This is a genomic window from Nocardia sp. NPDC051929 (assembly GCF_044548645.1).
Classification (GTDB): Bacteria; Actinomycetota; Actinomycetes; order Mycobacteriales; family Mycobacteriaceae; genus Nocardia; species Nocardia sichangensis.
This window is the reverse complement of sequence record NZ_JBIUCG010000004.1, coordinates 43,147-62,491: the sequence shown is the minus strand read 5'-3', so window position 1 is coordinate 62,491 and position 19,345 is coordinate 43,147. Positions and strand designations below refer to the sequence as shown.

Sequence of the window (19,345 nt, the reverse complement as noted above, 5' to 3'; positions counted from 1 at the left end):
TCCCGGCAAGCAGCCCGAAGACCCGTTGCGGCAGCGGCCCCATCCCGAGGGATGGCCGCTGCCGCTCTCGTTTCCACAGAGGGGGGATCGCGCCATGGCGATCGACGACAACCCCGGCGGCGTCAACCTGTCCAAGGTGACCCTGTCGAAGGCGACACCGAGCATCAACCTGACCAAGCCGGGTGAGCAGCAGGGCACCATGCGGGTCAACCTGAACTGGTCGAGCGGACCGAGGGGATTCTTCCGCCGCGCCAAGCCGATCGATCTCGACCTCGGCTGTCTCTACGAACTGTCCAACGGCGCCAAGGGCGTCGTCCAGGCGATCGGCGGCAATTTCGGCACGCTGGAGGCCGAGCCCTACATCCGGCTCGACGGCGACGATCGCAGCGGCGCGGCCGCGTCGGGCGAGAACCTGCACATCGACCTCGCGCGGCCCGAGCTGTTCCGGCGCATCCTGATCTTCGCCTTCATCTACGAGGGTGTGCCGAACTGGGCCGCCGCCGACGGCGTGGTGACGCTCTACCCCACATCCGGTCCGCAGGTCGAGGTCCGCCTCGATTCTCCGGTGGACGGCGCTCGCTCGTGCGCCATCGCCCTGCTGCAGAACCAGGGGGCCGGGATCACCGTGCACCGGGAAGTCCACTACGTCAACGGCGCCCAGCGCGAACTCGACCAGGCATACCAGTGGGGTATGCAGTGGCAGGCCGGGCGCAAGTAGGTCACCGCGGCACGGGCACCGGCTGCCGCGCGACGACCGCCGTCGCCGGCTTGCGAGCCGCGAACACCAAACCCACCAGGCCGATGGCGAGTCCGGCGACGGTCAACGGTCGCAGCGGCTGATCGATCAGCAACCAGGCCAGGATCGCGGTCACGGCCGGCGTCGCGAAGAACAGCTTGCCCACCCTGGTCGCGTCCCACCGGCGCAACATGGCGTTGAGCAGCAGGAACGCGGCCATGGAGTTGACCAGCACCATCCAGATGAGCGACCCGGCGAACCGGCCCACGTCCGACACGTGCACTTGGCCGGACAGCCAGGTCAGCACCCCGGCGATCGGCGCGCTGATCGCCACGTGCAGCGCCGTGGCCGCCCTGGGATCGACGGTGGGCGTGAATCGCTTCTGGTACACGGTGCCGATGCTCAACCCGAGCAGCCCTGCCACGCACAGCAGCAGTCCGGCCAGGGAGAAGTGGGACTGGTCGAACACGGCGAGTGCGACTCCGATGCCGCCGATGCCGAAGCCGAACCACTGCCGCATCGTGACGACTTCGCCGATCAGTCCGGCGCACAGAGCGATGACCACCGGATTCAAGCCCTGCACCAGCGCGATCACCGCCGCCGAAACATGCTCGGCCATCGCCGTGTAGAACGCGCCGAACTGGACCATCTGCATCAGCAGCCCGGCGACGAGCACGTGACGCAATTGGCCTCCCTGCGGCCACGTGACCCGCGCGAGGAGGGCGTAGGCCGTGAGCAGCACTCCCGCGACGGCGAAGCGCACGAACAGCACCAGTAGCGGCGGCGCCGCGCCGACCCCGATCACCCCCGCGATGAACGCACTGCTCCACAACAAGACGAACAGCGGCTGCGCGGCCACCATCGCGAATCGGCTCTGCACGGACCCTCCTCGAGTAACCACCTTGGGTGGTTATCACAGTGGCATCCGGTTCAATAACCTGTCAAGGCGGTTACTATGAGGAGGTGTTCACCTTCGTGAGCGGCAACCTCGCCCTGGACTTCGCCGGTACCGTCATGGGGCGCTCGACCAGGTTCGAGGACGTCCTCTCCACACCCGCGGCGCTGGCCGACTGGATCGTCGCCGCGGGCCTGCTCGACAGTCCGCCAACCGCCGACGCGGACACCCTCGCGCGGGCGGTGCGCTTGCGTGAGGCGGCCTATCGCATGGCGCTGGCCGCTGCCCGCGAAACCGCCTTCGACGACGGCGATCGCCGGACCGTCAACGAATTCGCCGAGGGCGTCCCGCCCTCGATCAGCCTGCGCGCCGACGGCACGGTCGTCCGTTCCGGCGACGCGGACGCGGCCTTGGCCGCCGTCGCACGTTCCGCGATCGAGTTACTGGGCAGCCGGGCGCTCGTCAAGGAGTGCGGTCGCCCCGTGTGCACGCGGCTGTATGTGGACACTTCCCGTGGCGGCTCGCGCCGGTGGTGCGACATGACCCTGTGCGGCAACCGCGCCAAAAGCGCGGCCTTTCGGGCCCGGCACGGTGGGCCTTAGACCACCGGAACCAGATCGCGGGGGTCGGACCGCGCGGCCCGGGGCGTCATCGACCGATTTCCACGCGGCGCCGCCCACAGGAAGACGAAGAAGAACACGATCAGCAGGCTCGCGCGCCCCCACACACCGAATTGGACAATGTGCTCCATCAACTCGACCGACTTGCCCGTACCCATCGAGTAGAAGTAGCGGAACACCCCGATCCCGATGGCCGCGTCGGCGACGAGATAGCTGCCGACCAACCACCAGGGGATCTCGAGCAGCACCAGGAACGGCACCAGCCAGAGGGTGTACTGCGGGGAATGCACCTTGTGGAACAACAGGAATCCACACAGCATCGCGCCGCTCACACCGACCCACGGGAACACGCCGGTCGCCAGGTAGCGCCGCCAGCCGAGCCACATGGCCAGCGCGAACGCCGCGAGCACCAGCAACGGGGAAGCGACCGAGACCAGTTGCTGGAACGCCGCCTCGCTGCGCGGATCGGGACCGAACATCGGCCGAAGTCCCCAGTACCAGATGGAATTCGTGGTGATATCGGCCTGACGCAACTGCTGGAAGGTGATGGACGCGCGCCAGCCTTCGTAACCCACCAGCGCGAACGGCAGATTCACCACTACCACGGTGCCGATCGCCGCGCCCGCGGTGAGCAGAGCGCCACGGACGTCCGGTCCGCGATCGCCCGCTCCCGTGTCGCGCTCGCCACCGCCGGTGAGCACGTACGCCAGCAAGGGCAACACGAAGATCCCCGGGTACAGCTTGAGGCAGAACCCGAGCCCGAGCAGCACCGCGGCCACGACGCCCCTGGTACGCACCGAGTAGCGGGTCAACGCGGTCATCACGTAGACGGCCGCCACCGCCGTGCACACCACCGGAAGCTCCCAGTTGTGGAAGGCATAGAGCACCAGCGGCGGTCCGGCCGCCCACAGCAGGGCCGCGCCGCCGGCCAGGCGAGCCAGCATCCACGCGGTCAGCAACGCGAAGGGCGCCAGCAGCAGCGCCGAGTACCGCAGGAAATCGGCGTCATTGTGCGCGCCCACCGCGCCGAACCACATCAGCACGCCGCTGAGCACCGGATATTCCACCGCGCCGCCGACCAACGCCCCGTCGTCGGTGATGCCGCCGGTCACATAGGGAAAGACGTGCTCGTTGATGTCTCGGCCGAGCCAGAGGAATTGGATATCGGAATAGCAGACGTCCGAATCCTTGATCACATCGAAAACCGTGCTGCGCCCGTCCCGGTCGAACGGCGCACCCGCGCAACGCGCCTTGTTCGCGTACGCCAGCGCGAGGACGAGACCGCAGAGCAGCACCACCACCACGGCGAACGCCGCGCGGCGTCGCACGCCACCCGCGGGCAGGTCGCTGGCGGCGAGTCCGGTCGGCATGGATCCACCCTAAGCGGACGGTCGGGGCCGTGCCGCCATTCCCCTTCCTAGCGACGCGAACGCGCGAGCCGAACACGTGCGAGCCGGGGCGGCTCGCGGGGCGATTTCACTGCTCAGGTGCCGCTCATGTAGCCTGTTCGGGTTGCTGACGCAACGACCCTCCTGCCACGGACCGTCCGTGGCCGTTTCCTAGTCCACAGGAGGTGATTGGTCCGTGCGTCATTACGAAGTGATGGTCATCCTCGATCCGAGCCTGGACGAGCGCACTGTTGGTCCGTCGCTGGACAACCTGCTCAGTGTCGTTCGCACCGAGGGCGGCAAGATCGACAAGGTCGACATCTGGGGCCGCCGCAGGCTCGCCTACGAGATCGCCAAGCACGCCGAGGGCATCTACGCCGTGGTCGACCTGACCGCCGAGCCCGCCACCGTGAGCGAGCTCGACCGCCAGCTCGGTCTCAACGAGTCGGTGCTGCGCACCAAGGTTCTGCGCCACGACAAGTAGTCCGGCAACCCTCGTTTGCGTCGGAGCCTGTGCCTAGGCTCTAGCGCAACAGCGAGACGCGGACTGCACACCGAGCAGGAGGAACCACATGGCAGGCGACACGGTCATCACCGTCATCGGAAATCTGACGGCCGACCCGGAGCTTCGATTCACACCGGCGGGACAGGCGGTGGCGAATTTCACCGTCGCGTCGACTCCCCGTGTGTTCGACCGTAATTCGAACGAATGGAAAGACGGCGAAGCGCTGTTCCTGCGCTGCAATATCTGGCGCGAGGCCGCAGAGAATGTCGCCGAAAGCCTGACCAGGGGTTCCCGTGTCATCGTGAGCGGACGGCTCAAGCAGCGCTCCTACGAAACCCGCGAGGGTGAGAAGCGCACGGTCGTCGAGCTCGAGGTCGACGAGGTCGGTCCCTCGCTGCGCTACGCCACCGCGAAGGTCAACAAGACCAGCCGCGGCAGTGGTGGCGGCGGCTTCGGGTCCGGGTCCGGCGGCGGTGGCGGCTACGCCTCCTCCGGTGGTGGCGGTGGGCGTTCCGGCGGTGCCGAGGACGACCCTTGGGGCAGTGCGCCCGCGGCAGGCTCCTTCGGGGGCAACAGCCGCATGGATGACGAACCGCCGTTCTGAGAACGGCCACAACGGCCCGCACGAATTCGGGCCATCACTGATTACGGAGTACAAGACCATGCCTAAAGCGCCCGCGCGCGAAAAGGTGCTGAAGAAGAAGGCTTGCTCGTTCTGCAAGGAGAGCAAGACCGGAACCGTCACGATCGATTACAAGGACACGGCGTTGCTGCGCAAGTACGTCAGCGACCGCGGCAAGATCCGCGCCCGCCGCGTCACCGGCAACTGCGTCCAGCACCAGCGTGATGTCGCGGTTGCGGTCAAGAACTCGCGTGAGGTCGCGCTGCTGCCTTACGTGTCGACGGCTCGCTGAGAAAGGGAGGCACGCCAATGAAGTTGATTCTTACCGCTGATGTGGACAACCTCGGTGCCCCCGGCGACACCGTTGAGGTCAAGGACGGCTACGGCCGCAACTACCTGCTGCCGCGCGGCCTGGCGATCGCGGCCAGCCGTGGCGCGCAGAAGCAGGTCGAGGGCATTCGCCGGGCGCAGGAAGCCCGCCGGGTCCGCGACCTGGACCACGCCAACGAGCTGAAGCAGGCCATCGAGAACCTGGAGTCGGTCTCGCTGGCGGTGAAGACCGCGGGCACCGGCAAGCTGTTCGGCTCGGTGACCCAGTCGGACGTCGCGGCGGCCGTCAAGGCGGCGGGTGGCCCCGTCGTCGACAAGCGCAGCATCGAGCTGCCGAAGGCGCACATCAAGTCGACCGGCAAGCACGCCATCCTGGTGCACCTGCACCCGGACGTGGCGGCGAAGTTCGACCTCACGGTCACCGCCGCCTGATTCCAGGCATCGCGTCGAGGACCACTCCCGTCCGTTCACGGGAGTGGTCCTCGGTCGTGCTCCGCTGCCGCGAGCCGCTCTGTAGCTAATTATTTGCCGGATGACCGAGCGCGTCATCAGGGACAATCTGGGCCGCACCGCACACCGCAACGACGCCTGGTCTACCCAGCCTGTGGATTACTGGTCGAACCGACCGTCCGCAATGTGATTCAGGCCATATGCAGCTCACGTGCTGTTAACCCAACACGCCCGGCTGTTCAACTTGGCCGACACGCCGGTACTTCATTAATCCACACCTGGAAGAACGCGGAAGTCCATATCTATCTGCGTATTTGACCCCGCCGACCTGGGTTTTCCCCAAGTTGTACACAGGGGGTGCACACGGTTGAGTGAACTCTCCCCAAGTTATCCACAGCTGTGTGCACAGTGCGGTTTGGTGCACAGCCAGCGGGTCGCCTAGGTTCGTCGCATCGCTGCGCGCGGGCCGCTCCCGAGCGCGCGCACGGACCGGTGCCGCGACGGTAGCTGGAGCCCTGGTCAAAGGCTTTTTCGAACGTGTCGGTGCCCGGGAGTAAAACGAGTCGACAGGGTGCATCCCGGTCGTGGGGTAGAGAGGACGGTCGAGTCTGGTGACAACCACCGATGACCGCGGGCACACGGACTTCCCGCCCGAACCTCCCGGCGAGGACTTCGGCCGCCAGCCTCCGCACGACATGGCGGCCGAGCAGTCGGTGCTCGGCGGCATGCTGTTGAGCAAGGACGCCATCGCCGACGTCGTCGAGGCGATTCGGCCCGGCGATTTCTACCGTCCCGCCCATCAGGCCATCTACGACACGATCCTGGATCTCTACGGGCGCGGCGAACCCGCCGACCCGGTGACCGTCGCCGCGGGCCTGGACCGCCGTGGCGAGCTCAAGCGCATCGGCGGCGCGCCGTATCTGGTCACGCTCACCCAGACCGTGCCGACCGCGGCCAACGCGGGCTACTACGCCGAAATCGTGGCCGAGAAGGCCATTTTGCGCCGCCTGGTCGAGGCGGGCACCCGCATCGTCCAGTACGGCTACGCGGGCGCCGACGGCCAGGACGTCGCCGAGGTCGTCGACCGCGCCCAAGCCGAGGTCTACGAGGTCACCGAACGCCGCACCAGCGAAGACTTCCTCCCCCTGGAAGAACTGCTCCAGCCGACGATGGACGAAATCGACTCCATCGCCAGCCGCGGCGGCATCTCCCTCGGCGTCCCCACCGGTTTCACCGAACTCGACGAAATCACCAATGGCCTGCACCCCGGTCAGATGATCATCGTCGCGGCCAGGCCTGGTGTGGGCAAGGCGCTGGCCCTGGATACCCCCCTTCCGACACCCACCGGATGGACCACCATGGGTGAGGTCCACGTCGGCGACGAATTGTTGGACGCGAAGGGTCGTCCCACCCGCGTCGTAGCGGCGACCGACGTTTTGTCCGGGCGTCCCTGCTACGAGGTGGAGTTCTCCGACGGCTCCGTGCTCGTCGCGGATGAACAACATCAATGGCTCACGGAGACCAGGGCATCCAGACGGTCGAAACGGGCAGCTGCCGAGGTGCGTACGACCGCCGAGATCGCGAGAACGCTGCGGTGCGACACCGCGGATCGCAGACTGAACCACTCGGTCAGCAATTCCGGCCCGCTACAACTGCCTGCGCGCGCCCTGACGGTGCCGCCCTACACGCTGGGCGCCTGGCTCGGCGACGGAACGTCCGCCGCCGCACAGCTCACCTGCGCCGATCCAGAGATCATCGCGCGAATCGAGGCCGAGGGGATCGTCGCGGTGCCCTCGCGGTCGGCTCGGCTGCGTTATCAGCTGACATTGCCTGCCGACGAGCCGATCCCCGCACGCGAGTGCCTGGTCTGCGGCAAGGAATTCGTTCCTTTCACCACCGAGGTCCGCACCTGTGGGCGGTCCTGCGGCGGAAAGGCTCGGTTCCTTTCGGCTCCGGTGCCTGCACCGCGCTGCCCGAATTGCGGCGAACGGTCGATCGGTCTGCGCCTGTGCCAGAAGTGCCGGAACACCGTCGGGAGCGTGCAGGCGCGCCTGCGGACGCTCGGTGTCCTCGGTGACAAGCACATTCCCATCGACTACCTGCGAGCGTCCGAGCAACAGCGACGGTCCCTACTGGCCGGTTTGCTGGACACCGACGGCACCGTGACCAACGGCGGCTCCGTACAGTTCAGTGTCACGAACGCCCGGCTCGTCGCAGACGTGCACGAGCTGATCGTCGGCCTCGGTTACCGCTGTCATCTCTCCACCAAGCGAGTCCGAGGGCGTTCCGAGGAATCCTCTACCGCTTACACCCTCACCTTCGCCACCGACGACGAGGTGTTCGGTCTGTATCGGAAGGCCTTGCTGCACAAGGAACGGCGCGCCAGCCGCAGCACGGTGCGATCGAACTCGCGATTCGTCGTCGATGTACGCCGGATCGACAGCGTGCCGGTGCGCTGCGTCGAAGTGGACAACGCCGATCATCTGTATCTGGCCGGACGCTCGATGATTCCCACGCACAACTCGACTTTGGGAATGGATTTCATGCGCAGTTGCTCGATCAAGCATGGCTTGGCGAGCGTTATCTTTTCCTTGGAGATGAGTCGTACCGAGATCGTCATGCGGTTGTTGTCGGCGGAGGCGAAGATCAAGCTCGGGGATATGCGGTCCGGGCGGATGAGCGACGACGACTGGACCAAGTTGGCGCGGCGGATGAGTGAGATCAGCGAGGCGCCGCTGTTCGTGGACGATTCGCCGAACCTGACGATGATGGAGATCCGCGCCAAAGCGCGGCGGCTCAAGCAGCGCCATGATTTGAAACTCGTGGTCGTGGATTACCTCCAGCTGATGACGTCCGGCAAAAAGGTCGAATCCCGTCAGCAGGAAGTCTCGGACTTCTCCCGTAATCTGAAACTGCTGGCCAAGGAACTCGAAGTGCCGGTGGTCGCGATCAGCCAGCTCAACCGCGGTCCCGAACAACGAACCGACAAGCGCCCCATGGTGTCCGATCTCCGCGAGTCGGGATCTTTGGAACAAGACGCGGATATGGTCATCCTGCTGCACCGTCCCGACGCTTTCGAGCGCGACGACCCGCGCGGCGGTGAGGCCGACCTGATTCTCGGTAAACACCGTAACGGCCCCACCGCGACGATCACCGTCGCCCATCAGCTGCATTTGTCGCGGTTCGTGGATATGGCGCGCGGCTGAGTTCGGGGGAGGCTGGGCTCAAGTACCGCACGGCTGTTGGTCTTCGCCAGTCGGCTCGCTCGGGCTGTCCTGTGCCAGCCACGGCATCCGGTCGATCAGGCGATCACGTAGTTCGATCAGATTCGCGATGCGCCGATTGAGCTCGGCGAACCGTGGTGGGCCGACGGATGCGTACCCGTTGGGGCACCGCGGCTCGAACGGGAAAGTTTGGGGCAGGTCGCGGTCGAGGTAGGGCACGAACGCGCGGACATCGTCGATGGTGAATCCGGCATCGAGCAGTTCCCGGATGTTGTGTACCCGCTTCACCGCCTCTTCGTCGTAGCGGCGGTAGCCCGAAGTGGTGCGTTCACAGGTGAGCAGACCTCGTTCCTCGTAGAAGCGCAGAGCGCGCGTGGTCGTTCCGGTCCGCTCCGCCAGTTCACCGATCAGCATTGTCGTGTCCTTCCCGTGGTGACTGTTCAACGCGTGAGCCGCACAACTACTTTCCCGGTGTAGCGACCTCGCACCAGGTCGAGCAGTGCCTGTGGAGCGTTTTCCAGCCCATCGACGACATTCTCGGCGTGCCGCAGCGAACCCTCGGCGAGCCACTGGCGTAACCGCCGTCCGAATTCCGGCGCCAGATCCAGGTGATCGAGGGCGGTGAATCCGCGCAGTGTGATTCGCTTCGCGATCACCGGCAGCAGGTCTCCGGGCCCACCATCGGGCGTCCCACCCGCGCGCTGCCGGGCGAGCGCGCCGCACAGGGCGATTCGTCCGCCGACGTTCATCGTCTCGATCGCGGCGCGCAGTTGCGCGCCGCCGACGTTGTCGAAATACACGTCGACCCCTTCCGGCGCGGCTGCCCGGAACTGGTCGGACAACGGCTGGTCGTGATAGTCGAACGCCGTGTCGAAGCCGAGCTCGTCGATGACGTAGCGGGCCTTCCGCGGTGATCCCACGCTCCCGACGACTCGCCCGGCGCCGAGCAGTCGCGCGAGCTGGCCGGCCAGGCTTCCGGTAGCTCCGGCGGCGCTGGAGACCAGAACGGTCTCACCCTCGCGTAACCCCGCGACCACGGTCAGCCCCACATACGCGACCAATCCGAAACCGAGGTACGTCGACGGCGACGGATACGCCTGTGCGTCGACGACCCGAACGCTGTCGGCGTCCGCGATGGCGTACTCGCGCCAGCCGTGTTGGTGCAGCACCAATGCTCCCTCCGGCACATACTGGTCAGCGGACGCGACGACCTCACCGATCGCGCCACCGGACATCACTTCGCCGACAACGAAGGCGGGCATCGGGATTTCGGGATATCCGCCGATTTGCATCAGCATCCCCGGGTCGAGCGACAGGTACAGGTTGCGGATCAGCACTTGTCCCGGTGCGGGATCGGGTACCGCCTCTTCGATCAGCCGGAAGTCCGGCAATGCCGGCAATCCGTTCGGTCGCGCGGCCAGCTGAATCGCTCGGGAGGTTCGCGTCACAGTCGTCATGCCCCGACGCTAAGGATTGACGCATACGTGAAGGTCAAGCAGCAATCAGGCGCAAGGGGACGCTTCGCGGTTCGAACCCTTCCATCCGGCACTAAGTAACGCTCAGGGCCCCTACCACGACGTCCTCGGTGACGTATGGCCCGTCGGGGGGCTTGTCCGTCCACTTTGTCGGTGTATGGAATGGAAATCAGGACATGGCTCTTCGCGAGTTCTTCGCGCGGCATCGCATCGCTTCGGCGGTTGCCGCTCCGGCGGTGCTGGGCGTGGCGGCGGTGGTCGCCACCTCGTTGGCGTTGACGTCGACGCCGGAAACCAGGGAAACCCAGCTCACGACCTCTGTCACGGAATGCCGCGACATGGTCACCATCTCGGTGGCCGGTCGCAACGACACTCCGGTGGAGGGGACCACCAGGATGCTGGTGGATGCCAACGGCAACCCGTTGCCCGCCGCGCTGTCGGGTGATCACAGCAGTGAGTGGGTCGATCCGGTCGTCAACGCACCGGCCGACGACGTCGATCCGGACGCGTACGCCGCGGTCTACATCGCCTATCCGGCGAATATGTCCACCTACGAGGACGCTGTCAACGCCGGTGTCGCGAACACCGAGCGGGTGATGCGGGAGATCGCCCAGGCGTGCCCCGACACCAAGTTCTCGATCGTCGGCTACAGCGAGGGCGCCGACGTCGTCCGCCGCGTCGCGATGCAGATCGGCCATCAGGAACCCGGCCAGGACGGCGCGTACGGGATCGTGGATCCGGCCGACGTCGTCGGCGTCGTCATCCTCGCCGACTCGGGTCGCTCTGCGGGCGACGGGCCGTTCCCGGGATCGAAGGACCCGTTCAGCAACCCGGACGGCTTCGACCAGCAATATCAGAACGGCACGAACGCGGTTCCCGGGCAGGGTGCGGTGCGCGGCACCAGCGGTGACTTCGGCGCGCTGAACGGCAAGATCGCGTCGTTCTGCTCCGATGGCGATCTCACCTGCTCGGCGCCGCAGAACATCTCCCTGCTGCAATTGGTGGTCAATGTCGGCAGGCAGTTGAACGTGGACGCGCTCGAGCGCGACGGGCTCACGCCGGCGACCGGGCAGGACGTCGCCGTGGTCCTCGGCCGGATCGCGATGGCGGCGTTCGCGGACATCCAGTCGCAGCCGAACTGGATGCAGAGCGACGAGACCTTCCTGCAGGTGCTGCTGCGGGTGTCGGACCCGGCGTACAAGCCGGGTGAGAAGAAAGCGCCGGTGCAGGCGGACTCCATTGCCACGAACGACATGTCGCCGCTGGCCTACCTGCCGCAGAAGGTGCTCAACGAGATCGTCGGGCTCATCGTGACGAACCAGAACACGATCCCGGTCATCCTCAGCGACCCGTACAACCTCACCCTGGGCCCGAATCACACCGGTCACCACTTCGACTACTGGGACGACGCGGACCCCGCCGCGGGCAAGCCGCTGACCTCGGCGGAGTACGCGGCCGCGTGGCTCACCCATCTGGCGAAGCAGGCGCAGGCCGGTAAGCAGGTCGACCCGACGTCCAAGCCGCAGGAGGCGGACCTGGCCGCCGTGTACAAGGCGGCGGAGACCACCTCGGCGGCTCCGACGACCGAACCCGCCAAGAGCTCGACCACGGCACCGAAGCCGACCAGCGCCGCCCCTACGACGACCGGCACCACGGACCGGCCGACGACGACGGCGCCGACCTCGACCACCACCTCGGCGCCGGTGGTCACCACCACCACGCCCGCGCCTGCTCCGGTCGCGGCGCCGGTCGAGACGACGAAGCCGACCACCACGACCGAATCGACCACGACGACAACGCACTCCGCGGCGCCGACCACCACGGCGACCGCGAAGGCGTCGAACTGATCGACCCGCGGGCCGCGATCACAGCCGTTCGGCGTGATCGCGGCCCGCGGCGTATTCGCCCGCCAACGCGCGAGTGGTGACGTGTAACCGGGTGCGCTCGGTGTCGGGCGGAATCAGTCGTGCACGGCGCGAAGGTTGCGGGCCAGCACTTCGACGCGATGGCGTTGGAGCTGGGTGAATTCCTCAGGATGATGGATCTCCACACTCAGCCGTCCGGCGAAAGTGCTGATGACGCAGGTGCCGCCGCCCGGTTGCTGCGGACGGCGGCCGGTCAGGTCCGGCTTCGCGAGCATGGTGGAGTGGAAGTCGTCGATGCGCAGCTCGCCCTGCTCGGGCAGCGGCGGGATAGTGCCCCAGTTGGTCGCGATGACCACGCCGGGCAGAGCCGGTCGCGGCGCCGCCGCCATGTCGGGGATGCTCAACGGCGTGCGTTGCACGATGCCAGCGGCCAGGCCCGCGTGCAGCGCCGCGCTGATGCCGCGGGCCGATTCCACCAGCGTGACGGCGGATTCGGGGGAGAGGTAATTGGCGAAACCGAGGACGTTCGTGCCTTCGGTGGCGGAGATTTCGGGGCTCACCCTGGTCCGCAGGTCGACGGAGTACAGGTAGAGCAGCCCGGTGAGCGGTAGCTCGCGGATCTCGGCTTCGGTCCGCAACAGCGCCGCCGACACCAGACCGTGCACCGTGACGTTCTCGCGATGTCCGAGGGCGACCAGCGCCGCGGTCTCCTCTCGGGAGAGCCGGCATCGGGTGGTGTGCAGCGTCGGATAGTCGTCGTCGCGCGGCTGCGGTACCTGTGGCGCGGTAGCAGCGGCCCCGGCTCCGGGCAGCGCCATCTTCTCGATGCCTCGCGCCGCGAGCAGATGCTCGATCGATTCGGGGAACGCGTGCACCGGCGACTCGGGGATCTTTCCGCCGACCGCGTCTCGATACCCGGCCCAGAACTCGGTGACGATGGCGAACGCGTGGAACGCGTCCGCGATGCTGTGATGGATCACGACGGTGACGCTCGCGGTGTCGCCGTCGCGTACCACGCACAGCCCACAGACGCCGGTGCGCTGGTCGAATTTCGCTCCGGTGAAGGCGAATTCGGTATCGCCGTCGGCGACGAAGACCTGGGGTGCCGCGTCCGTCACGGTGAAGACTCGACCGCCGTCGGCGGACGACTCGATGCGGGCGCGCAGAATGGGATGCGCCCGGGCGACTGCCTCGAAGGCGGCTGTCAACGCGGGGAGGTCCAACCGACCGGATACCCGTGCCGCATAACCGATGAAGACCTCGCCCGCGGCGAACATCTCCTCGCTCGGGGCCAGTCGGCGGATGACGTCGACCACGATGATGCCTTCCCTTCGCTCCGGGCGAAGACTAGCCCGAACAACGTTGCACTCGCGCATCATTCGCTCAAATAGGACGAACGGGACATGGAAACGGAGCGAACCGGCCTTGCCGGAGCGGGGAAGTGGATCTGTCGGATGATCGGATCACCTGGATAAGCTCCCAGTGGTCGAAAGCGAGCGGAGCATGTTCTCAACCCCCGGCACCGAATCGGTCGCCGTCCGTCCGCGCCGCGCGGTGGTCGTGCGATGACCCGCCGCGGATGGGCCCTCTTCCTGGCGATGGGCGTGATCTGGGGCGTGCCGTACGCGATGATCCGCATCGCGGTGGAGGATCTCGACCCGATCGTGGTCGCGTTCGGCCGCACGCTGATCGGTGGCTTGCTGCTCCTGCCGGTCGCGCTCTACGCCGACGCGCTGGCGCCGGTGTTCCGGCGATGGCGGCCTCTGCTGCTCTACACCCTGGTGGAGATCACCGGGCCGTGGTTCCTGATCGGGTACGCCGAGACCACGCTGCACAGTTCGACGGTCGGCTTGCTGATCGCGGCGGTGCCGCTGATCGCCGTGGTGATCGTGACCGTGCTCGGCCACGACCGGTTCGACGCGAGCCGGGTGGTCGGCCTGCTCGTCGGGTTCGCGGGCGTCGCCGCGCTCGTCGGCTTGGATGTCGATTCGGGGAATCCGGCGGCGATCGCGGCGATCGGGCTCACCACGGTCGGCTACGCGGTCGGTCCGATCGTCATCAATCGCGCACTGGCCGATCTGCCCCCGCTCGGTGTGGTGACCGCATCGCTGCTGCTGGCGGCGGTGATCTACGCGCCGTTCGCGGGGTGGCTGCGCCCGTCGCGCATCACCGCCGACGCGGCCTGGTCGGTGCTCGGCCTCGCGGTGATCTGCACGGCCGTAGCGTTCCTGTTCTTCTTCGCGCTGATCGCCGAGGTCGGCCCGGCCCGTGCGACGGTGATCACCTACATCAATCCCGCGGTGGCGATCCTGCTCGGCGTCACGGCGCTCGGCGAGCCGCTGACCGCGGGCATGGCGATCGGCTTCCCGCTGGTCATCCTCGGTTCCGTGCTGGGAACCGCGCGCGGTCGCGACACAGCGGCACGAGCGGACGCGCCCGCCGCGCCGGAAGCTGCCGCCCAATTACCCGAGAGGTGATCGCCACGGCGCCTCATCACCCGGCACCGCGTCTACGCGGACGGCCTCGCCGTCGCCCTGGCATTCGATTCGAGGGAGTGAGCACGTAATACGCTGCTCCGGGTGCTGGATTCGACCGAAGACTTCGCAGACGAACACCCTGACGTGGCCGTCACCCGAGCCGCCTACGACGACGTCGCCGAGCTCTACACCGAGCTTTTCCGCCACCACCTCGCCGGTGCGATGCTCGATCGGGCGATGCTCGGCGCCTTCGTGGAATCGGTGGCGGGCAACGGCTCCGGCCCCATAGCCGATGTCGGCTGCGGCCCGGGACGGATCACCGGACACCTCGCTGCGTTGGGTGCGCAGGTATTCGGGATCGATCTCTCGCCGCGAATGGTGGAGCTGGCCCGCGTGGAACATCCGCAGCTACTTTTCGCGCAAGGTTCCGTAGAGCAGCTACCGATAAGCAACGAGGCGCTCGGCGGCATAGTCGCGTGGTATTCGTTGATTCACCTCCCACCGGATCGCGTGCCGCACGTGTTGAGCGAGTTCCATCGGGTACTCGCAAGCAAAGGGCACGTGTTGCTGGCTTTCCAGACGGCCGACCAGCCCGACGCGGTGGAAGCCTTCGACCACAAGGTGACTCGCGCCTACCGGTGGGCGCCGAAGCGTCTCGTGCGTCTGCTCGGTGACGCCGGGTTCGCCATGATCGCTCGCATGGTGCGCGAGCCGGGTCCCGACGAGCGGTTCGGGCAGGCCTACCTGCTGGCCTCGAAGGTTCGGTGATTCACCGAACGCGGTCCGTCGCGCCCGGGTAAGTTTGTCGTGTCGCGGCGGTTTCATGGCTGCGCGGGCCCGCCGACAACGTGGTCGATTCGTACTCCGAACATCCTCACCATGTCGTCAGGGGGCGACTCATCATGGAATTCATCGCGCCGGTCGATGCCGTCTTCTTGCTCGCCGAATCCCGCGAACAGCCGATGCACGTGGGAGCGTTGCAGCTGTTCGAGCCGCCGGAGGACGCCGGAGCGGACTTCGCCGCACAAGTGCACGACAAGCTATTACGCAGCACCGACATCGATCCGGCCTTTCGCAAGCATCCCGCGACGATCTTCGGGTCTCCGCAGATGGCGTGGACGCGCGCCGAGGACGTGGAACTCGACTACCACGTGCGGCGGCTGGCCGTGCCCGGGCCGGGACGCATGCACCAACTCGTTGAGCTGGCCTCCGGCCTGCACGGCAGTCTGCTCGACCGGCACCGCCCGCTGTGGGAGTTCCACCTGATCGAGGGCCTCGCCGACGGCAGGTTCGCACTGTATTCGAAGATGCATCACGCGTTGATCGACGGCGTTTCCGCCCAGCGTCTACTCCGGCGCACGCTGACCGGCGATCCGTCCTCGAGTGTCACGCGCGTGCCGTGGCACCTGCCTCGGGGCAGGCGTAGGACGCCGTCCGGTACGGATGGTGTGGCGCGAAACCTGTTCTCCGCCGCGACATCCGGCGCATCGGTGCTGCGTGCCGCGCGCACCGCGCTGTCGCGGCAGCAGCTGACCCTGCCGTTCGCGGCGCCGCGCACCATGTTCAACGTCCCGATCGGCGGCGCGCGCCGTGCGGTGGTGCGGTCCTGGCCGTTGGAACGGTTGCAGCAAGTGAAAAAGGCGACCGGCTCGACGCTCAACGACGTGGTGCTCACCATGTCGGCGGGCGCACTGCGGCGCTACCTGCTCGAACGAGACGCTCTGCCGGACAAGCCGTTGGTCGCGATGGTGCCGATGTCGCTGCGCGCCGAGGACGACGACGAGACCAACGGGGTCAAGGTCGGCGCGGTGCTGTGCAACCTCGGCACCGACATCGCCGATGCGCTGGAGCGCCTGCAGGTGGTCACCGCGTCGATGCGCGACGGCAAGGACGTCTATCGCACGCTGTCGTGCAATCAGACGATGGCGTTGTCGGCACTGATGCTCAGCCCGCTCGCCCTCAACCTCGTGCCCGCGCTGATCCCGTGGACCAGTCCGACCTTCAACATCGTCATCTCGAACGTGCCCGGGCCGCGAGAGCCGATGTACTGGAACGGCGCGCGTCTCGACGCGAGTTACCCGCTGTCGATCCCGTTCGACGGTCAGGCGGTGAACATCACGCTCACCTCCAACGCGGGCAATCTCGACTTCGGCCTGGTCGGCTGCCGTCGCAGTGTGCCGCAGCTGCCCCGTCTGCTCGACCACCTGGAGGAGTCGCTCGCCGAACTGGAGCGCGCCACCGCCTGATCCGGCATCGCATTCCGCAGAAAACTAGAACGTGTTACTGTCGAGGCATGGTGCGAAGGCCAGTCGAGGATGCCGCAGCCGCTTCATGGCGATATCAGCGGCTCGCGGTGGACTCGACGTGCGGCGACCAGGCCGAACCGAGCGCCACTTATGCAACTCGTTCTAGTACATCTGCGCCGCGCCGTTCGCGGCGGAGCAGTTAGGGAGACCAGCACGCCATGCGTACCGAAATCTGCGAACGGCTCGGGATCGAATTCCCTATCTTCGCCTTCACCCACTGCCGCGACGTGGCGGCCGCGGTCAGCAATGCGGGCGGACTCGGCGTGCTCGGCGCCGTCGGCTTCACCGCCGAGCAGCTCGAGGTCGAGTTGGCTTGGCTGGATGAGCACGTACAGGGCGTGTACGGCGTCGATCTGGTGATTCCCTCCGAGTACGAGGGCAAGGGCATCGATGGACTGAGCCCGGAGGAACTCGAAGCCAAGCTGGCCGAACTGGTCCCGCAGGGGCACCGCGACTTCGCCGAGAAGATCCTCGCCGACCACGGCGTGCCCAAGCTGCCCGAAGGCGAGCACCACAACCAACTGCTCGGCTGGACCGCCACCACAGCGGGCCCGCAGGTGGAGGTGATTCTGCGGCACCCGAAGGCGAAGCTGGTCGCCAACGCCCTCGGCACCCCGCCCGAGGACGTGATCAAGCAGGTGCAGGATTCCGGCCGGTTGATCGGCGCGCTGTGCGGTTCGGTCAAGCACGCGCTCAACCACAAGCGCGCCGGCCTCGACTTCGTGGTCTGCCAGGGCACCGAGGGCGGCGGCCACTGCGGCGAGGTCTCCTCGATGGTGCTGTGGCCACAGGTCATCGATGCCGTCGGCGATCTGCCCGTGCTGGCCGCGGGCGGCATCGGCAACGGCCGCCAGGTGGCCGCCGCGATGGCGATGGGCGCGGCGGGCGCGTGGACCGGCTCGGTGTGGCTCACCGTCGAGGAAGCCAACGTGCCGCCCGCCCAGATGCAGACCTACATCGACGCGACCAGCCACGACACCGTGCGTTCGCGCGCATGGACCGGCAAGCCCGCCCGCATGCTGCGCAACGACTGGACCGAGGCGTGGGAGCGGGCCGATACCCCCGACCCGCTGCCGATGCCGCTGCAGATGATGGTCGCGTTGGAAGGCGTGAAGCGCGGGCACCGTTATCCGGAGGCCGCCAAGGACGTCAACTTCAATCCGGTCGGCCAGATCGTCGGCATGATGAATCGGGTGGAGCGTTCCGCGGATGTGGTCAACCGCCTGATCCAGGAGTACGTCGAGGCGTGCGAGCGCCTCAACAAGCTCAACGGCGGGGCCTGAGTCCGGGCGTCGATTCCGGGACGGCGATGCCGTGCGGCATCCGTCCGGTCGAAGCCCGGGACGATCGCACCGGCGTAGCGGCGGCCACCCCTACGCCGGTGCGATCTCCGGTTCACGACTTCGGGCCGAACTCGAACCCCGCTGCCCAGAAGCACTCGGTCGCGCCGCTGAGACCCTGTGCCGGAGACGATTTCGTCGTGGTCGGCGCGGTGCGCAGCGGCCCGAACACCCGCGCGAGCCGCGGCCGATTCATCCCATTCGACCCATTAGCGTCTGGGACAGATACCCTCAGGGAACGCGGTGGCCCGGCTGACTTCGGCGCAACGAGAGGATGGTCGGGGCAAATCGTCCCAGACGCACTGTGCAGCGTACGAAACGACTAGGCGGTGGCGGCCTGGTTCACGCCGGCGCTTTCCTCGATGCCGACCACCAATTCCTCGAAGCGCGCGATCACCTTCTCGTGGTACATGCCGAACAGATCCTCGAACAGCGCCAGCTGAGCCTCGCTCGGCCCCGAGCCGGAATCCCACACCGCGGCCAGCGCTCGCCAGACCAGAACGTGCAGATCCGGCGCGCCCGCGAAATACGCTTCGACCGCCTCCGGCACCTCGAGCACCGTCTCACCGATCGAGTTCAAGATCGCCCGCTGCATGGGGAGACCGAGCGTGGTCAGCAGTCTGCGCACCAGCGCGACCTCGAGCGCCAGCATCTGCCGCAGATCCGGAACCTGCTGACGCGCCAGGGATTCGAGCTCGTCGATGGTGGATTTCAGTTCGGCCGAATCGATCCGCTGTTCGCCACCGGTGTAGGCGAGCAGCGTCTCGAGCACAAGATTGCGCTCGACGTCCACGATGTCGCGGAACATCTCCATCGCGATGTCCGGCATGGGAATCGAGAAGCGGAACAGCTGGCGGTACACGTCCACCCCGCCCGCCTCTCGGACGTCACGGATCGTGAATCCCTTGCCGCGCCGGGCTTCGACGAAACCGTACGACTCCAGCCTGCCCAGCGTCAGCTGCGCGGTCGCGCGGTTCATATCGAATTCCTCGGCGACCTGACGCACCGACGGCATGAGATCCCCCGGCTGATATTCCCCCGCGGCAACCCGGCGCGCCAGCTCGTCGGCAACGTCGGCGACCACCGTCTGGGATCCCATCGAAGTCACCTTT

18 protein-coding genes are annotated in these 19,345 nt (G+C 67.0%); 12 read left to right on the top strand and 6 right to left on the bottom strand.

Annotation, left to right across the window (positions count from 1 at the left end):
• Window positions 1–94: 94 nt before the first annotated feature.
• Complete coding sequence (locus ACIHAX_RS06295; protein ID WP_397075120.1) at window positions 95–718, top strand: Tellurium resistance; 624 nt, start codon at window positions 95–97, stop codon at window positions 716–718.
• Between the two features lies 1 nt (window position 719).
• On the opposite strand, the gene ACIHAX_RS06290 is transcribed toward ACIHAX_RS06295, so the two are convergent.
• Window positions 720–1,616 carry a DMT family transporter gene (locus ACIHAX_RS06290; protein WP_364424828.1) on the bottom strand — a complete coding sequence of 299 codons (897 nt, stop codon included), beginning with the start codon at window positions 1,614–1,616 and terminating at the stop codon, window positions 720–722.
• Window positions 1,617–1,699: 83 nt separating this feature from the next.
• Here ACIHAX_RS06290 and ACIHAX_RS06285 point away from each other — a divergent pair, with 83 nt between their 5' ends.
• Entirely contained in the window at window positions 1,700–2,233 is a 534-nt protein-coding gene (locus ACIHAX_RS06285; RefSeq protein ID WP_364424829.1) for a CGNR zinc finger domain-containing protein, read from the top strand.
• Here the strand turns inward: ACIHAX_RS06285 and ACIHAX_RS06280 are convergent.
• Complete coding sequence (locus tag ACIHAX_RS06280; RefSeq protein WP_397276111.1) at window positions 2,230–3,621, bottom strand: hypothetical protein; 1,392 nt, start codon at window positions 3,619–3,621, stop codon at window positions 2,230–2,232. The two genes, ACIHAX_RS06285 and ACIHAX_RS06280, sit on opposite strands and share 4 nt — an antisense overlap.
• A 214-nt stretch (window positions 3,622–3,835) precedes the next feature.
• On the opposite strand from ACIHAX_RS06280, the gene rpsF reads away from it, so the two are divergent.
• From rpsF to dnaB, 5 genes are all read left to right on the top strand, one after another.
• Window positions 3,836–4,123 (top strand): 30S ribosomal protein S6, encoded by a 288-nt coding sequence (gene rpsF / locus ACIHAX_RS06275; RefSeq protein ID WP_039803204.1) that lies wholly within the window; start codon window positions 3,836–3,838, stop codon window positions 4,121–4,123.
• A gap of 88 nt (window positions 4,124–4,211) precedes the next feature.
• Window positions 4,212–4,748 (top strand): single-stranded DNA-binding protein, encoded by a 537-nt coding sequence (locus ACIHAX_RS06270; protein ID WP_039803206.1) that lies wholly within the window; start codon window positions 4,212–4,214, stop codon window positions 4,746–4,748.
• 58 nt (window positions 4,749–4,806) lie between these two features.
• Complete coding sequence (gene rpsR / locus ACIHAX_RS06265) at window positions 4,807–5,058, top strand: 30S ribosomal protein S18 (protein WP_043700357.1); 252 nt, start codon at window positions 4,807–4,809, stop codon at window positions 5,056–5,058.
• A 17-nt stretch (window positions 5,059–5,075) separates the two neighbouring features.
• Window positions 5,076–5,528 carry a 50S ribosomal protein L9 gene (gene rplI / locus ACIHAX_RS06260; protein WP_355071139.1) on the top strand — a complete coding sequence of 151 codons (453 nt, stop codon included), beginning with the start codon at window positions 5,076–5,078 and terminating at the stop codon, window positions 5,526–5,528.
• Between the two features lie 629 nt (window positions 5,529–6,157).
• Entirely contained in the window at window positions 6,158–8,752 is a 2,595-nt protein-coding gene (gene dnaB / locus ACIHAX_RS06255) for a replicative DNA helicase (RefSeq protein WP_397276107.1), read from the top strand.
• A gap of 18 nt (window positions 8,753–8,770) precedes the next feature.
• On the opposite strand, the gene ACIHAX_RS06250 is transcribed toward dnaB, so the two are convergent.
• A complete protein-coding gene (locus ACIHAX_RS06250) occupies window positions 8,771–9,184 on the bottom strand; it encodes a MerR family transcriptional regulator (RefSeq protein WP_355071136.1) in 414 nt (137 codons plus the stop codon).
• A gap of 26 nt (window positions 9,185–9,210) precedes the next feature.
• Complete coding sequence (locus tag ACIHAX_RS06245) at window positions 9,211–10,227, bottom strand: NADP-dependent oxidoreductase (protein WP_397276104.1); 1,017 nt, start codon at window positions 10,225–10,227, stop codon at window positions 9,211–9,213.
• 194 nt (window positions 10,228–10,421) lie between these two features.
• On the opposite strand from ACIHAX_RS06245, the gene ACIHAX_RS06240 reads away from it, so the two are divergent.
• Window positions 10,422–12,092 carry a cutinase family protein gene (locus ACIHAX_RS06240; protein WP_355071133.1) on the top strand — a complete coding sequence of 557 codons (1,671 nt, stop codon included), beginning with the start codon at window positions 10,422–10,424 and terminating at the stop codon, window positions 12,090–12,092.
• Window positions 12,093–12,205: 113 nt separating this feature from the next.
• Here ACIHAX_RS06240 and ACIHAX_RS06235 read toward each other — a convergent pair whose 3' ends face one another.
• Window positions 12,206–13,426 (bottom strand): hypothetical protein, encoded by a 1,221-nt coding sequence (locus tag ACIHAX_RS06235; protein WP_364424836.1) that lies wholly within the window; start codon window positions 13,424–13,426, stop codon window positions 12,206–12,208.
• Between the two features lie 249 nt (window positions 13,427–13,675).
• Here ACIHAX_RS06235 and ACIHAX_RS06230 point away from each other — a divergent pair, with 249 nt between their 5' ends.
• From ACIHAX_RS06230 to ACIHAX_RS06215, 4 genes are all read left to right on the top strand, one after another.
• Window positions 13,676–14,587 (top strand): DMT family transporter, encoded by a 912-nt coding sequence (locus ACIHAX_RS06230; RefSeq protein WP_355071129.1) that lies wholly within the window; start codon window positions 13,676–13,678, stop codon window positions 14,585–14,587.
• 102 nt (window positions 14,588–14,689) lie between these two features.
• Window positions 14,690–15,355 carry a methyltransferase domain-containing protein gene (locus ACIHAX_RS06225; protein WP_397276100.1) on the top strand — a complete coding sequence of 222 codons (666 nt, stop codon included), beginning with the start codon at window positions 14,690–14,692 and terminating at the stop codon, window positions 15,353–15,355.
• 134 nt (window positions 15,356–15,489) lie between these two features.
• A complete protein-coding gene (locus ACIHAX_RS06220; protein WP_397276098.1) occupies window positions 15,490–16,833 on the top strand; it encodes a wax ester/triacylglycerol synthase family O-acyltransferase in 1,344 nt (447 codons plus the stop codon).
• A 218-nt stretch (window positions 16,834–17,051) separates the two neighbouring features.
• A complete protein-coding gene (locus ACIHAX_RS06215; RefSeq protein WP_397276096.1) occupies window positions 17,052–18,176 on the top strand; it encodes an NAD(P)H-dependent flavin oxidoreductase in 1,125 nt (374 codons plus the stop codon).
• A 379-nt stretch (window positions 18,177–18,555) separates the two neighbouring features.
• Here the strand turns inward: ACIHAX_RS06215 and ACIHAX_RS06210 are convergent, their stop codons facing one another.
• On the bottom strand, window positions 18,556–19,332 hold the full coding sequence (locus tag ACIHAX_RS06210; RefSeq protein WP_355071122.1) for a GntR family transcriptional regulator: 777 nt from the start codon (window positions 19,330–19,332) through the stop codon (window positions 18,556–18,558).
• Window positions 19,333–19,345 lie beyond the last annotated feature (13 nt).

Excerpts from the sequence above, each read along its gene's own strand:
- ACIHAX_RS06295 (WP_397075120.1), top strand. The coding sequence starts at position 95 with ATGGCGATCGACGACAACCCCGGCGGCGTCAACCTGTCCAAGGTGACC.
- ACIHAX_RS06280 (WP_397276111.1), bottom strand. The coding sequence starts at position 3,621 with ATGCCGACCGGACTCGCCGCCAGCGACCTGCCCGCGGGTGGCGTGCGA.
- ACIHAX_RS06270 (WP_039803206.1), top strand. The coding sequence starts at position 4,212 with ATGGCAGGCGACACGGTCATCACCGTCATCGGAAATCTGACGGCCGAC.
- rpsR (WP_043700357.1), top strand. The coding sequence starts at position 4,807 with ATGCCTAAAGCGCCCGCGCGCGAAAAGGTGCTGAAGAAGAAGGCTTGC.
- rplI (WP_355071139.1), top strand. The coding sequence starts at position 5,076 with ATGAAGTTGATTCTTACCGCTGATGTGGACAACCTCGGTGCCCCCGGC.
- ACIHAX_RS06250 (WP_355071136.1), bottom strand. The coding sequence starts at position 9,184 with ATGCTGATCGGTGAACTGGCGGAGCGGACCGGAACGACCACGCGCGCT.
- ACIHAX_RS06245 (WP_397276104.1), bottom strand. The coding sequence starts at position 10,227 with ATGACGACTGTGACGCGAACCTCCCGAGCGATTCAGCTGGCCGCGCGA.
- ACIHAX_RS06240 (WP_355071133.1), top strand. The coding sequence starts at position 10,422 with ATGGCTCTTCGCGAGTTCTTCGCGCGGCATCGCATCGCTTCGGCGGTT.
- ACIHAX_RS06230 (WP_355071129.1), top strand. The coding sequence starts at position 13,676 with ATGACCCGCCGCGGATGGGCCCTCTTCCTGGCGATGGGCGTGATCTGG.
- ACIHAX_RS06220 (WP_397276098.1), top strand. The coding sequence starts at position 15,490 with ATGGAATTCATCGCGCCGGTCGATGCCGTCTTCTTGCTCGCCGAATCC.
- ACIHAX_RS06215 (WP_397276096.1), top strand. The coding sequence starts at position 17,052 with ATGCGTACCGAAATCTGCGAACGGCTCGGGATCGAATTCCCTATCTTC.
- ACIHAX_RS06210 (WP_355071122.1), bottom strand. The coding sequence starts at position 19,332 with ATGGGATCCCAGACGGTGGTCGCCGACGTTGCCGACGAGCTGGCGCGC.